At 71.0% G+C, this 13,936-nt stretch carries 10 protein-coding genes and 1 tRNA gene; 6 read left to right on the top strand and 5 right to left on the bottom strand.

Going from position 1 to position 13,936, the window contains the following annotated elements; all coding sequences use genetic code 11:
- Positions 1–168: 168 nt before the first annotated feature.
- Entirely contained in the window at positions 169–723 is a 555-nt protein-coding gene (locus SD455_RS14110) for a hypothetical protein (RefSeq protein ID WP_445508485.1), read from the bottom strand.
- Positions 724–934: 211 nt separating this feature from the next.
- On the opposite strand from SD455_RS14110, the gene bcp reads away from it, so the two are divergent.
- Together bcp and SD455_RS14100 are read left to right on the top strand one after the other, a co-directional pair.
- On the top strand, positions 935–1,402 hold the full coding sequence (gene bcp / locus SD455_RS14105) for a thioredoxin-dependent thiol peroxidase (RefSeq protein ID WP_445508484.1): 468 nt from the start codon (positions 935–937) through the stop codon (positions 1,400–1,402).
- 106 nt (positions 1,403–1,508) lie between these two features.
- Positions 1,509–1,589 (top strand) — tRNA-Leu (locus SD455_RS14100).
- Between the two features lies 1 nt (position 1,590).
- On the opposite strand, the gene SD455_RS14095 is transcribed toward SD455_RS14100, so the two are convergent.
- Entirely contained in the window at positions 1,591–2,469 is an 879-nt protein-coding gene (locus SD455_RS14095) for an EamA family transporter (RefSeq protein WP_445508483.1), read from the bottom strand.
- 71 nt (positions 2,470–2,540) lie between these two features.
- Between SD455_RS14095 and SD455_RS14090 the strand changes: the two genes are divergently transcribed.
- From SD455_RS14090 to SD455_RS14075, 4 genes are all read left to right on the top strand, one after another.
- A complete protein-coding gene (locus SD455_RS14090; RefSeq protein ID WP_311024841.1) occupies positions 2,541–3,437 on the top strand; it encodes a LysR family transcriptional regulator in 897 nt (298 codons plus the stop codon).
- 156 nt (positions 3,438–3,593) lie between these two features.
- Complete coding sequence (locus tag SD455_RS14085) at positions 3,594–5,282, top strand: ABC transporter substrate-binding protein (protein WP_070160490.1); 1,689 nt, start codon at positions 3,594–3,596, stop codon at positions 5,280–5,282.
- Positions 5,283–5,453: 171 nt separating this feature from the next.
- The gene (locus SD455_RS14080; protein WP_311024842.1) at positions 5,454–6,950 is read left to right on the top strand and encodes a malate:quinone oxidoreductase; all 1,497 of its coding nucleotides are present in this window, start codon (positions 5,454–5,456) and stop codon (positions 6,948–6,950) included.
- Positions 6,951–7,010: 60 nt separating this feature from the next.
- Positions 7,011–7,808, top strand: a complete 798-nt coding sequence (locus SD455_RS14075) for an alpha/beta fold hydrolase (RefSeq protein ID WP_344681803.1) — start codon at positions 7,011–7,013, stop codon at positions 7,806–7,808.
- Here the strand turns inward: SD455_RS14075 and SD455_RS14070 are convergent.
- From SD455_RS14070 to SD455_RS14060, 3 genes are read right to left on the bottom strand one after another with little or no spacing between them, the layout of a single operon-like run.
- Positions 7,775–9,256, bottom strand: a complete 1,482-nt coding sequence (locus SD455_RS14070; protein WP_445508482.1) for a hypothetical protein — start codon at positions 9,254–9,256, stop codon at positions 7,775–7,777. The genes SD455_RS14075 and SD455_RS14070 overlap by 34 nt on opposite strands.
- Entirely contained in the window at positions 9,249–12,590 is a 3,342-nt protein-coding gene (locus SD455_RS14065) for an AAA family ATPase (RefSeq protein ID WP_445508481.1), read from the bottom strand. Before SD455_RS14065 ends, SD455_RS14070 begins: the two co-directional genes overlap by 8 nt.
- A complete protein-coding gene (locus SD455_RS14060) occupies positions 12,587–13,828 on the bottom strand; it encodes an exonuclease SbcCD subunit D (RefSeq protein ID WP_070162077.1) in 1,242 nt (413 codons plus the stop codon). Before SD455_RS14060 ends, SD455_RS14065 begins: the two co-directional genes overlap by 4 nt.
- Between the last annotated feature and the right edge of the window lie 108 nt (positions 13,829–13,936).

Genomic DNA, 13,936 nt, shown 5'->3' with positions numbered 1-13,936 from the left:
CCAAAGCGACAAATCTGCAGGTTCCGGGTTCGAGTCCCGGGGGGCCCACTCTGACGAGTGCAGGTCGTCGCCTCCGCGGGAAGCCCCGTCTCCAGCTGGAGACGGGGCTTCCTGCGTCTGCGCCGGGGCCATGTCGACTCGGGCCGTCGCCGTGCGCAGGGCCCGGGCTCACACGGGATTCATGTCCTCGAGCCGGTCCAGGAAGAAGTCCACGAACTCCGTGAAGTCCCGGACGTCCCGCCGCTGGTCCAGCGTGACCTCGGGCAGCTCGTCGAAGCTCACGCGACCCCGGACGTCCAGGACCACGCGGTGACCGGTGGACAGGGCGATGGTCACAGACGCCCGCTCGGCGTCGCCCTCAGCGGCCATGCCCGCCAGGTTCGTCATGTTCACCGGCAGGGGCACCGTCGGCGTCGCGTCGTCCGCCGGATCCGCGGCCGCCCCGGTGATCCGTGGCATCGCTTCGGCGAGATCCACCGGGCACAGCACGATCTCAGTGGGCTGGCGCCGGTAGCCGACCAACAGGTGCTCGGCCATGCTCACGGCGTCCTGGACCGAGTCGGCGCTCTCCCCGGGAAGGACGGCACGAGCATCATTCGCCTCGAGATTGGCGGCGTAGAGGATGTTGTAGGAGCCGAAGTTCATCACCGAGACGTCGAAGGTACCGCGCAGGGCCGCGACCAGGCGCTGCTCCTGCTCTCCGCGGTTCGGCTGCTCCACCATGGCGGCCAGTCTACGGACCACGGCGGACCGCGCCCAGGACCCTACACACCGTTTCCCCCACCGCCGCGTCCCGCAGGCCGACGATCGACAGGCCGACGATCGATAGGCTGGGAGGTGCTCCACGGCGACCCGAGGACATCTCGAGCCCGTCCGAGGAGACGCCCGTACTGCGCCGCCGCCGGCGGCACCCCCACGTCGAAAGGTTCCCTGCATGGCACAGCGACTAGCACCTGGTGACGCAGCACCCAAGTTCACCCTGCCCGCGGTCGGCGGAGGCACCGTCAGCCTCGGCGACCTCCGCGGACAGAAGGTCATCGTCTACTTCTACCCGAAGGCCTCCACCCCGGGCTGCACCAAGGAGGCCTGCGACTTCCGTGACTCGCTGGCGTCGCTGCAGTCCTCCGGATATGCCGTGCTCGGCCTCTCCCCCGACCCGGTCTCCGCACTGGAGAAGTTCACCGCGAACGAGTCGCTGAACTTCCCGCTGCTCAGCGATGAGGACCACCAGGTCGCGGAGGCCTACGGCGCCTGGGGCGAGAAGAAGAACTACGGCCGCGTGACCGAAGGGCTGATCCGCTCGACGATCGTCGTCGACGAGGACGGCGCGGTGGAGCTCGCCCAGTACAACGTGAAGGCCACCGGCCACGTGGCACGGCTGCGCGACAAGCTCGGGGCCTGAGACGCCGCACCGCGCTGGCGTGAGCCGCCCCGCCGGCCCGGCGGGGCGGCTCTTGTAGACTGATGGGCCGCGGCCGCCACAGTCTCGACGGCGCGCCGCGGCATCGGCGGGCGTGGCGGAATTGGTAGACGCGCTGGATTTAGGTTCCAGTGTCTTTGACGTGGGGGTTCAAGTCCCCCCGCCCGCACTCACTCGGTCCGGGGGCGCCGTCGTCCGCCGACGAGCACCCCGGCCACCACCAGCACGGCCCCGACCAGCTCCAGCCCTGCCGGTCGCTCCCCCAGCAGCGCCCAGGCGGCGACGAGGCCCACCACCGGCACCAGCATCGAGTAGGGCGCCACCGTCCCGGCCGGATGCCGCCTCAGCAGCCAGACCCACACCACCGGCGCCAGCAGCGAACCGACCAGCACCGTATAGGTCAGTCCCGCCCACGCGGGGGCCGCCTGCCAGGAGATCGAAGCGGCCAGGGCGTCTCGGATCTCCTCAGGCCCTTCGACCACGAGGGACAGTCCCAGCAATGGGACAGGGGGCACCACGGCCATCCATAGCACCAGGGCCAGGGGATCCTCGGCCTGAGCCCGCCGGGAGGCCAGGGTGCCCGCAGCCCAGCCCACCGCACCGAGCAGGACGAGAAGGAACGGTGCCCACTCTCCGCCGCCACCGCCGCGCGCCCAACCGGCCAGCGCCAGGCCCCCCAGCGCCAGACCGGCACCGGCGGCGGCGCTGCCGCTCATCGGCTCGCGCAGCAGGATCACCCCGAGCACCAGGGTCAACGGGGCCGCGCAGGTGAGCACCAGCGAGGCGACGCCCGCGGGGAGTCCCGCCGCCATGCCGAGATACAGTCCCACGAACTGCACAGTGCCGGTGCCCAGCCCGAAGCCCAGCAGGTGCCGGAGCCGAACCCCCGGCCACGGGACGAAGATCACCGCGGGAAGCGCCAGCAGCAGGAAGCGCGCTCCGGCGAGGAACAACGGCGGGAAGTGCTCCAGGGAGATGTGGATGGCGATGACGTTCAGTCCCCAGCACAGCGAGGCCAGGACAGCGAGAGCACGGTGGGTCAGGGTCACGGCTCCATCCTCGAAGCCTCGACCCCTCAGGTCTACCTAATACTTCTTACGCAATCATTTAGGCTGACTGAATGGAGATCCGTCACCTGGAACTGCTGCGCGAGCTCTCCGCACGGGGCAGCCTCGCAGCCGTCGCACGCGCCACCCACCGCACCCCCGCCGCACTGTCCCAACAGCTGCGCACGGCCGAGCGAGACCTGGGGGTGAAGCTGGTCGAACCGGTCTCCCGAGGGATCCGCCTCACCTCTGCCGGTCAGCTCCTCGCCGACGGCGCCGGCGACATCCTGCACCGCCTAGCGGCCCTGCGGGCTCAGCTCGACGCCGCCACCGGGGAGCCCCGCGGCACCGTCGCCGTGCAGGCTCTCCCCAGTGCCGGCGCCGCGCTGCTTCCGGACCTCGTGCAGAGGTTCTCCGAGACCGCCATCACCGTCGAGCTCAGTGACTTCCTGTCCATGGACCGCTTCGCAGACTTCGCTCGGGACGCGGACGTCGTGGTCGGTCACCGGACTGTGCCGCAGCAGGACGACGCCTCCGACCTCATCACGACCGTGCTGGCTCGGGAGCCTCTGGACATCGCACTGCCGAGCGACCACCCCCTGGCAGCCGAGGAGCATCTGCATCCCCGCCAGCTCGTGGACCTTCCGTGGATCGGGGTGCCCACCGGCTACCCCTTCGATGCCGTCCCTGCGGCAGTCGAGCAGGCCACGGGGCGGGCGGTCCACCGAGCAGTGCGCCTGCGGGACAACCACCTCGTGGAGGCTCTGGTGGCCCGTGGAGCGGGAGTGGGCGTCCTGCCGCGGTTCTCCTCCCGCATCGGCCCGGGAGTGACTCTCCGGCCCCTGCGCGGTGTCCCGGCCGAACGGACCATCATCGCCCTGAGCCGACCGGAGAGGCATGCCCGCCAGGCGGTGCGCACCGTGCTGGCGGAGCTCGAGAGGATCGGACGACGGCTGACTCCCCCGCGCTGACTCCCCCCGCACCGACCGGCCCCTCCCGGGCGCTTCAGGCTGTGCATTTCAGGCCGTGCGCGCGGAGATGCGGCGCCTGCATCGTGCCGGCGTCCGACCGCACAGGCGGTAGCATTGTCAGGTCCGTCCGCGACTGTCACGAGGAGACCTGCCCGCATGGCCGAAGAGCTGAACCGCCGGCAGATGCTGGGAGCATCGACGGCGGCGGCCGCCGCCGGGCTGTTCCTCGGGCCGACCGCCGCCTCACCCGCGGCCTCAGCATCGTCGACGGCGCCCTCCCACGACGACGCCTCCCGGGATGAGCGTCGTGACCGCACCGCCGTCATCGCAGGGGTGTCGGCCGTCACCTCCCTGGATCCGTCGCTCGCCGTCGACACGGAGACCGAACGGGTCTGCCGGCAGGTGTACGAGGGCCTGCTGGGCGTGGACCAGGAGACCGGCGCCACCGAGCCGCTGCTGGCCCGTGACGTGGATGTCGACGAGGCCGGGCTCGTCCACCGTTTCACCCTGCGTGAGGGAGTCCTCTTCCACGACGATACGGCCCTTGACGCCGACGCCGTGGTCGCCAACGTGGAGCGGTGGGGGCGGCTTCCCGAGCTGCATGGCTCCGGCAATCTCCGCCGCACCGCAACCCTGCCGTTCGAGGCCATCTTCGGCGGCTACCTGGGAGACGAGGACTGCGTCCTGGAATCGGTCGAGGCCGAGGATCCGTCCACGGTGGTCCTCACGTTGAGCGAGCCGATCGTGTTCCTCCACCAGGCACTGACCCTGCCCGCCTTCGGGATCGTCTCTCCTGCAGTCCTCTCCGACGATGACCCGGGCCTGGTGGCCCGGTCCCCGGTGGGGACCGGAGCCTACCGCGTGATGGAGACCCATGAGGGGGACGTCACCTTGGAGGCCTTCCCCGACTACTGGAACGGCCCGGTCACGGCCTCCGCCGAGGAGACTCCGGACGGTCCGGCCCCCGAGCGCGTAGAGATCCGCGCCATCCCTCGGTCCTTCGATCGGCTGCGGGATCTGCAGCGGGGCCAGGTCGACGTCTATGACTACATCACCGCGGACAATCTGCGCCCGCTGGTGCAGTCCGGGCGCCTGATCCTGCAGCGTGATCCGTTCTCCGTGCTCTATCTGGGGTTCAACCTGGCCCATCCCGTGATGGAGGACCATCGGGTCCGCGAGGCCGCTGCGCGGGCGATCAACCGCTCCGACCTGGTGAGCGAGCACTTCCTGGAGGGGACGCGCCCGGCGCACCAGTTCACCCCGGCTGCCCTGGGCGTGCATTCCGAGACCGCGGAACGGTACGGCCGTGACCTCCAGGAGGCCCAGGATCTCCTGGACGACGCCGGCTATGACGGGGAGCCGCTGCGCTTCTACTATCCGATGACCGCGACCCGCAGCTACCTTCCCCGCCCCGAGGCCGTCTACGCCTCGCTGGCCCGCGATCTCACCCAGGCCGGCTTCGTGATCGAGCCCCGCCCCGTCCCCTGGGACGCCGGCTACCTGGAGGAGCTCCTCGAGGACGACGACCGAGCGATGCACCTGCTGGGGCGCAACGGAGGCTACCGGTCCCCGCACTCCTTCTTCGGTCCGCTGTTCCAACGCTCCTCCCGAGAGTTCGGCTATGACTCCGACGACGTCCAGGACCTGCTGCACCAGGCGCGTTCCGAGACGGACGATGAGCAGCGCGCGACGCTCTACCGCGAGGTGGCCGACGTCGTGGCCGAGGACCTTCCCGCGCTCCCGCTGGTGCATCCGATCTCCGGTCTCGCCCTGGGACGACGCGTGGCCGACTACCCCATGTCTCCGGTGCTGTTCGAGCCTTTCCGGCAGATCCGCATGAGCTGAGCTGATCCGTCCGTCACACTGCCCGCCCAGATTTCATGGCTCGAGTTCCCCGGCGGTAAAGTCTCCTCGGAGCCCGTCCGAGTTCAGCCGCCCCCGGTGCACCGGCTGACCTGCGTGGCCAGCACCCGGCTGGCCCACCCCCACCCGCCGGACAACCTCAAGGAGAGTTCTGTGGCCACGTCAACGTCGACCAGCGCGGACAAACGGTTCGATGTCATTCTCATCGGAGGTGGCATCATGTCCACCACCCTGGGGAGCATCCTCCAGGAGCTCGAGCCGAACTGGTCGATCGCCCTGTACGAGACTCTCGACCAGTCGGGTCAGGAGTCTTCGGACCCCTGGAACAACGCCGGCACCGGCCACGCCGCACTGTGCGAGCTGAACTACACCCCGCGCGACGCCGACGGCAGCATCTCCCTGACCAAGGCCCGCGGCATCAACGAGCAGTACCAGGTCTCCCGGCAGCTGTGGTCCCACTGGGTGGAGTCCGGCACGCTGGGCTCGCCACGGACCTTCATCAATGCCCTGCCGCACATCAGCTTCGTCTGGGGCGAGGACAACGCCCGCTACCTCAAGGACCGCTACGAGGCCATGAAGGCCGAGCCGCTGTTCTCAGACATCGAGCACACCGAGGACCTCGACGAGATCGCCTCCTGGGCCCCGCTGCTCGCCGAGGGCCGCGATCCCCAACAGCGCGTGGCGGCGTCGAAGATCGACTCCGGCACCGACGTCGACTTCGGCTCGCTCACCCGGCAGCTGGCCAACCACCTCAACGAGGCCGGTGCGGAGGTCCGCTACGGCCACGAGGTCACCTCCATCTCCCGCGGCTCCGACGGCCGGTGGCAGCTGAAGGTGCGCAACTCGGCCTCCGGAGAGAAGTTCACCGCCACGGCGCGGTTCGTGTTCGTGGGCGCAGGCGGCGGGGCGCTGAGCCTGCTGCAGTCCTCCGGCATCCCAGAGATCAAGGGCTTCGGCGGCTTCCCCGTCTCGGGCAAGTTCCTGCGCAGCACAGACTCCGCCGTCGCCGACCGGCACCACGCCAAGGTCTACGGGCTGGCCTCGGTGGGCGCCCCGCCGATGTCGGTGCCGCACCTGGACACCCGGTTCGTGGAGGGACGCCGCACGCTGATGTTCGGCCCCTACGCCGGGTTCTCCACCAACTTCCTGAAGAACGGCTCCATCACCGACCTTCCGTTCTCGGTGCGTCCGCACAACCTGCTGCCCATGATGCAGGTGGGCGCGGCCAACACCGATCTGGTGACCTACCTGGTGAAGGAGGTCTCCAAGTCCGCGAAGAAGAAGATCGAGACCCTGCGGGACTTCTACCCTGAGGCCGAGACGGACTCTTGGGAGCTGATCACCGCCGGCCAGCGTGTCCAGGTGATGAAGAAGAACGGTCAGGGCAAGGGTGTGCTGCAGTTCGGCACGGAGCTGGTGGCCGGCGCCGACGGCACGATCGCCGGCCTGCTGGGCGCCTCTCCAGGCGCCTCCACCGCGCCCTCCATCATGCTCAAGCTGCTCGAGCGCTGCTTCCCCGCCCAGGTGGAGTCCTGGAAGCCGCGGCTGCAGGACATGGTCCCCTCCTACGGGCGTCTCCTCAGCGAGGACCCCGCCCTGCTCTCCGAGGTCACCGCCGCGACGAACCGTTCGCTGCAGCTGGAGAACTGAGCTCGCCCGCGCGCCATCGGAGGCCGCCATGGACCGGTGTCCTGTCTGAGAGAGGCTGACGTGTCCCGACTCCTGCATCCCGCACCCGAGACCTGGCGCACCCCGTCGGGTCTCACGGCGCACCTGTGGCGTCGGCCCTTCGCCGACAGGGCACCGGTGCTTCTGGTGCACGGCTATGCGTCGAACGTGCTCTACAACTGGGTCAAGACGGGCTGGCTGGATCCGTTGGCCGCCCAGGGCCGAAGCGTGCTCGCCGTGGATCTCCCCGGGCATGGTTCCTCGGCCGACGTCGACCCGACCGGTCTGAGCGTGCAGGACCTGCTCGACGACCTCCACGGACTCAGCACCGAGATGGTGGCCGATGAACCCTCGGGCGACGCCATCGCGGTCCACGGCTATTCCCTGGGGTCACGGCTGGCCTGGCAGCTCGCGGCCGCTCACCCGGAGCTCGTGGCCTCGTTGATCGTCGGCGGCGCCCCGGCCGCCGATCGACTGGCCGGGCTCGACGCTGAGGCGGCGCGCCGGTGGGCCCGCGACGGCGTCGTCCCCCAGGATCCGCTGACGCGATCGGTGGTGACCGTCGCCGCCGCCATGCCCGACCAGAATCTTCCGCATGTGGTGGAGCTGCTCCTCGCGGTCGCCCGGACACCCTTCGACCCCGCAGCAGCCGTGCCTGCCGCACCGACCCTGGTGGTGGCCGGTGCCCGGGACGAGATCGCCGCCGGCTCGGCACGTCTGGCAGAGCTGGTGGTCGCCGCGGGGCACCCGGCACGTCTTGTCGAGGTCCCCGGTCGCGACCACGTCAACGTGCTCACCTCGCGGATCTACAAGGACGCTGTGCTCGACGCGCTCCCCTGAGAGCCGTCCGGGCGGGGCCCGGCATGGCGGCGCATGCCGCCCCGCAGCCGCTGGCCACGGCGCAGGGCCACGAGGGCTGGGGCGGCAGCACCGGCGATGACGACGACGGAGCTGAAGACCCCAGCACCTGCCTCTGCGAAAAGCCCCGCGGTGATCAGCCCGACCACCAGTCCGATGAGCAGAGAGCCGGCCACGCTGCTGAGAGTCGAGACGAGCTCAGCCGTCGGAGCCCGTCGAGCGACCACCCGGTAGACCTCCACCAGCAGGACGCCGGCAGAGGCTCCGAGCATCAGGTAGAGCCCGACCGCCGCGCTGGCCCGCAGCAGCGTCCCCACCCAGGAGCCGCCCTCGGCCGGCCCCACGGCGAGCAGCGCCGTCAGCAGCCCCGCCGTCAGCAGCAGCAGCAGCGCGAAGAGCCGGCGCCGCCGCAGGACGTCGAGGGCGCGCAGGCGCCGAGGCAGGCGCCGGGAGCTGAGCATCGCCGCTGCGGCGCACAGTCCCAGGAGGAGGCCCAGGGCCTCCGGACGGTGGGACTGGGAGGAGAGGACCAGAGCCGAGATCGCGGAGCCGCCGATCGCCACACCGAGCCCCAGGCTGACGAGGAGAGCTCCGACGACGCTGGGGCCGGCCCCTGCACGACGAGGCTGCACAGCCCGGGTCGGGTCCCCAGGCCGTTCCGGACACATCCCCCGGGCCTCGGCCACCATCTGCTGGCCGTGCTCCACCGCCGGCCATGGCACGCGCAGCGGCTCCAGAGGTCCCTCGGGGACCTCCGCCGAGCCCCCCGCCGCAGTCCTGCACGCATCCCCAGGGTCGGAGAGCGGGTCCGCCACAGGGTCCATGGCGTAGGCAGGGACTGCGAGCGCTCCCAGCAGCGCCGCCATCATGAGCCCGGCCCCTGGCCCCAGCCCGCCGCTGAGCAGCGCCGCGAGCACCGGAGCCAGCACCAGCAGCAGCTCGTCCACGGCCGCTTCGCGGCGCATCCAGGCGCCGAGCCCGACACCGAGGTCAGGGCGGTGATGATGGAGGTGCCACCCGCGGGCCCGGCTCATCGCACTGGCCGATGGGGCGGTCAGTCCGGCCCCGAGGGCGAAGATCACGGCGACGGAGATCACCAGGGAAGAGGGACCGTCCGCCGCATCCGTCGCGACCGGGGTGGACCCGGCGGCGGTCAGCTGGAGGCGAGGCAGCACCGCCAGGACGAGGACGAGCAGGATGACGTGCGCTCCAGCGGTGGCGAGCAGCACAGGCCGTTGACCGTGGCGGTCAGCGGCTGCGCCGGCGATCGGCACCGACAGGGCCAGACCGATCAGGGCGAAGCTGGTCATCAGCGCGGCCGTCATCGGAGAGCCGGTGCCCGCCGCGGCCAAGAGCATCCCGGCCGGAAGCAGGGCCGCCGGTGCCCGCGCGGCGACACCGAGCCACTCGACCGGCCCCGGACTACGCATCCATGCCTCCCAGTCTCGAGAGCACCTCCGTCCCGGCCTCAGGCCCGTCGTCCGCCGGACCTCCCACCGGGTGTTCCGGGGAGTCTATGGCACCGGGGAGCACCATCCGCGCAGTGGAGCCGGTGCGCCGCCGGATGACGCGCAGCTGGGTGGGGATCGCCCGGTGCATCTCCGTGACATGACTGACCACCCCCACCCGGCGCCCCTCTCCCTGGAGCCGGTGCAGGGCCACCATCACGTGGTCGAGGCTCTCTTCGTCCAGAGAACCGAAGCCCTCATCGATGAACAGGCTCTCGAGGCCGATCCCGCCGGCCTCCGACTGGACGACCTCGGCGAGCCCCAGCGCCATGGCCAGGGATGCCATGAAGGTCTCGCCCCCGGACAGGGAGGAGGTGGGGCGCTGGTGGTCGCTGTGCTCATCGTGGACCTTCAGCTCCAGCCCGTGGCGGCGGCCCGGCCCCTCGGCGTCGTCATGGAGGAGACGGTAACGACCTTCGGACATGGTCTGCAGGTGCCGGGTGGCAGCCGCAGCCACCTTCTCGAGGCGGGCAGCCAGGACGTAGCTGGTCAGCGTCATCCGCCGGGGGTTGTCCGGCCCGCCTCCACCGAGCGTCTCCGCCAGCTCGGCGAGACGCCGGTGCTCGATCAGCTCGGAGTCCCGTGAGGCCAGAGCCGCACGGAGCCTCTCGGCGGCCTCGGCCACGGCGTCCCGACGGTCGGCGGCCCGGTCCCGCGCCGTCCGCTCAGCGTCGCGCCGCGTCGACGCCGCCTTCGCCTCCTCGACCGCTTCGGTGACCGCATCTTCTGCGGGGGTCGTCGGCTCGCGGCGACGGACCTCCCGCGCCGCGGAGATGTCCTCGGACTCCTCGGCGAGCGCCAGACGTCCGGCCTGTCGGTCCCACTCCTCCACCTGCTGGTGGTGCTGCCGCCGCAGCGCAGGGTCCAGGATCGCGCCGTCCAGCGCCTCCCGCGTGCCCAGCCCAGAGTCCACCAGCTGTCGGTGCGCCTCGCTGTGGGCCTCCTGCGCCGTCTTCTGGGCCGATCGCCAGGCCTCGATCCCCTCGGAGGCGGACCGGCACGTCTGGTGCAGGGTGTCGAGAGCGTCCAACCGAGCGGCGACGCTGCTGTGGGAGCCGCGCAGTCGGCCGAGCATCTCATCACGGTCTGCGAGCTCCGCGGTGAGCCGTTCGACCTCCTGGGCGGCGTGCCCGACCGCGAGCCCGGCCGCTTCGTGGAGACGCCGCTGCTCGGCCAAGTCCTCCCGCAGCGCCGTCCTGGAAGCCTCGCGCCGGCGCTGATCGCGCCACGCCTGGTCCGCGGCGTCCCGCCTGCGCCGCGCGTCGGCGAAGGAGGCCTCCGCCTCATCACGACGCACGGCGGTGCCGCCCTCCCCGAGGGACTGCTCCGGTGCGGCCGCCCGGATCTCGGCCTCGGCCGCGGCCAGACGGTCCTCGATCTCCGTCATGCTCGCTTCGGCCGCCTCCAGGAGGGACTCTGAGCGGGCGCGCTCCCGGGCGGCCTCGTGCACCCGGGCGGTCGCCGCCTCCACGTCCTCCTCACTCGCCGTCTCCTCACTCGCCGTCTCCTCACTCGCCGGCTCGTCGTGGGGACCCGGCTCGGGGACGCTGTCGCCGCCCGGCTGCCCGGCCTCCGTCTCCGTGCTCGGCAGGGCGGCCGTGCGGCGCATGGCCGGCGCGGCTGCCGCGGGGTGCTCGGTGGCTCCGCAGACCAGGCACGGGACGCCGGGACGCAGATCGGCGGCCAGTCGCCGCGCCACCGCCTGGAGATGATCCGCCAGCAGCTCCCGACGCCGGGACTCCGCCATCTGCTCCGCCTGCTCCGCACGGTGGGCCGCCTCCTGCGCCTGGCGGACGGCGGCCCGCCGGCCCTCCAGCTGGTCCACCAGCTCCACCCGTCGCCGGGTGAGCTCCATGAGGTTCTCGCACGCGGCGCGATGGGAGTCCAGCTCCTCCGCATCCTGCCACTGGGCGTTCAGCGCCGTCTCCTGCTCCTGCAGCGCGGCGATCGCCTCCTCGGCGGCCTGCCGGACGGCTCTCTGCTCGTCACGCCGGCGTTCAGCGGCGGTCAGTGCAGTCGCCGTCTGACGCCGCTGGGATTCGAGACGGGCGGCGTCCTGGTCTTCCAACCCTCCCCGTAGGGCCGTCACCTCGGCGATGAGGTCCCGCAGTGCGTCGGGGGCGGGGTCGCCGGCCTCGGTGGTCAGTGTCGAGGCGGCCGTGGACGACGCGTCGACGTCGTCCTGATCGGCCAGCCGGTCCCGCAGGTCGCGGAGCTGATCCAGCGACCTGCGCCGTACGTCTTCGGTGTGCTCCGCGAGCTGCTGAGCGTGTTGGAACCACCGGCGCACTTCGGTGGCCTTCTGGTGCTGCTCCAGCTGGTCACGGATCTGGTCCACCGCCTCGCGCCGGGCCTCATGGTCGGCCTGGCGCTGCTCATGGTCGCTCAGCAGAGTCAGCAGACGACGGCGGCGCTGCAGGTCCGCAGCCCGCTCGGAGGCGCTCTCCGCGGCCGCTGAGGCCAGCTCGACGCGCTGCTCGAGATCCCGGGACATCCACGCCCCCAGCAGTCGGACGGCTTCCTCGAGGTCTTCGGGCGGCACGCTGGTGAAGCGGGCGAGTTCCGCTCCCAGCACCGGCTCGAGCATGGACTCGGCCTGTGCCCGCACGGTGTCTGCGGTCACCTCCACCCGATGCTCAGCCTCCACGATGCGTTGGCGCAGAGTCTTGGCACGATCGCTGAGCTCAGCTTCGAGACGCTGGTAGAGGTTGGTGTCGAAGAGCTTCTGCAGCAGCTTCTGCTTCTCCGTACTGGTCGCATGGAGGAAGTGTGCGAACTCTCCCTGCGGCAGCAGGATGACCTTGGTGAACTGGTGGCGGTCCAGCGGCAGGATGTCCTGGATCTCCTGGGAGGCGGCTTGGACGCCGCTGGTCACCTCGCGCCACAGAGCACCGTCGTGGACCTTCAGCACGACTGTCTGGTTCTGGGCGACGAATCCGGACTTCGCCCGGCGGCTGGGCCGTCGGTGCGGCGGGGTGCGGCGGATCAGCCACCGTCGGTCTGCCTGGGTGAACTCGAGCTCGACCGCCGGCTCGCGCTCCGGCGGCGCATGGTGGCTGTGGAGCCCATTGACGTCACGCTGGCCGGGGACGTCGCCGTAGAGGGCGAAGGTGATGGCGTCCAGCACCGTCGTCTTGCCGGATCCCGTCCGTCCGTGGAGGAGGAACAGGCCGTCGGCGCTCAACGCGTCGAAGTCGATCTCCTCGGTGCCCGGGAACGGGCCGAAGGCCGTCAGGGTCAGTCGGTGGAGCCTCATGGCTGAATCTCCTTCCCCGGTGCAGCGGTCCCGCTGCGGGCGAGCTCCCTCCGCACCGCCGCCACGGCGTCGTCGAGGATCTCCCGTTCCTGTCCATCGGCCCCGCGACCCCGCACGTGCTCCAGGAACGACTCCACCACCTGCCCCGGCGTCTCGGCCCGGTGCATCGCCTCGGCATAGGTCAGGGCCGCGCCCTGACGCTCCGGAGGCCGATGCACGAACGTCGCCAGATACGGATAGGCCTCCTGGGTCCGTTGGAAGGCGCGTTCGGGGCGCTGCGGGTCGGTGACGGTGACCTGGACGAAGTCTTCCCGATGGCGGCGGACCATCTCCTCGTCGAGGATCTCCTCCAAGGGCCCGCTCAGCTGGGCGAGTCCCCGCCCGATGGCCCAGTCCACCGCGGTGATCGCCTCCCAGTCCGCGCTGTCCCACAGCCAGGCCCCCTTGGCCTGGCGCGACTCGGAGAAGGAGTAGCGCAGCGGAGAACCGCTGTATCTGACCCGCGGGGCCAGCCTCTGGCGGCCGTGGAGGTGCCCCAGGGCCGTGTAGTCGAACTCGTCGAAGAGCTCGAGCGGCACCACGGCCAGCCCTCCGGAGCTCTCCTCGGAGTGCTCCACGGGCTCCCCGGCTGGCGCTTCCACGCCGATCACCCGTTCTGAATCCGATCCCACTCCCCGGGCGGCGAACAGGTGCGCCATGAGCACGGTCCTCACCGGCCCTGACTCCGTCAGCTCCCGTCGGCGGCGCTCGACGTCCTGACGGATACGTGCGATGACCTCGGTCATCACCGCCGTGTGGGTGGCGCGCCGCAGCTCGAGCCGGGAGCTGACGAGCTGAGGCTCCAGATACGGCACGCCGTAGACGAGCACGGTCTCGGATCCGTCCTCGAGCACCACCGGGGACCAGGCGTCGTCGAGCGCGGTGCGCAGATGCACACCTGAGGCCGCCATCAGTCCCCGGCCGAAGCCCAGCCGCTGGGCGGAGTCATGGTTGCCGGAGGTGATGATCACCGTGGTCCCGGCCTCGGCGAGACGCAGCAGGCAACGCTCCAGCATGCTGACCGCCCACTCGGGAGGCAGGGCCCGGTCGTAGACGTCGCCGGCCACGAGCAGCACGTCCACGCTGTGCTCCTCCACGGTGCGGCAGACGGTGTCCAGCATCTCCTGCTGCGCGTCGTGCAGCGAAGTGCCGTGGAATCCGCGTCCCAGGTGCCAGTCGGAGGTGTGGAGCCATCGCATGCCACCACGGTATCCGCACGGTGTGACCCGTCCGCCGCACGGCGCGCAGCAGCTCGCCGGCACAGGATCGACAGCACAGGATCGACAGCACAGGATCGACAGCACAGG

Source organism: Nesterenkonia sp. K-15-9-6 (assembly GCF_052656005.1).
The sequence above is the reverse complement of the archived record's forward strand: the minus strand, read 5'-3'. Positions and strand labels throughout refer to the sequence as shown.

Excerpts from the sequence above, each read along its gene's own strand:
- SD455_RS14065 (WP_445508481.1), bottom strand. The coding sequence starts at position 12,590 with ATGAGGCTCCACCGACTGACCCTGACGGCCTTCGGCCCGTTCCCGGGC.
- SD455_RS14110 (WP_445508485.1), bottom strand. The coding sequence starts at position 723 with ATGGTGGAGCAGCCGAACCGCGGAGAGCAGGAGCAGCGCCTGGTCGCG.
- SD455_RS14085 (WP_070160490.1), top strand. The coding sequence starts at position 3,594 with ATGGCCGAAGAGCTGAACCGCCGGCAGATGCTGGGAGCATCGACGGCG.
- SD455_RS14060 (WP_070162077.1), bottom strand. The coding sequence starts at position 13,828 with ATGCGATGGCTCCACACCTCCGACTGGCACCTGGGACGCGGATTCCAC.
- SD455_RS14070 (WP_445508482.1), bottom strand. The coding sequence starts at position 9,256 with ATGCGTAGTCCGGGGCCGGTCGAGTGGCTCGGTGTCGCCGCGCGGGCA.
- bcp (WP_445508484.1), top strand. The coding sequence starts at position 935 with ATGGCACAGCGACTAGCACCTGGTGACGCAGCACCCAAGTTCACCCTG.
- SD455_RS14090 (WP_311024841.1), top strand. The coding sequence starts at position 2,541 with ATGGAGATCCGTCACCTGGAACTGCTGCGCGAGCTCTCCGCACGGGGC.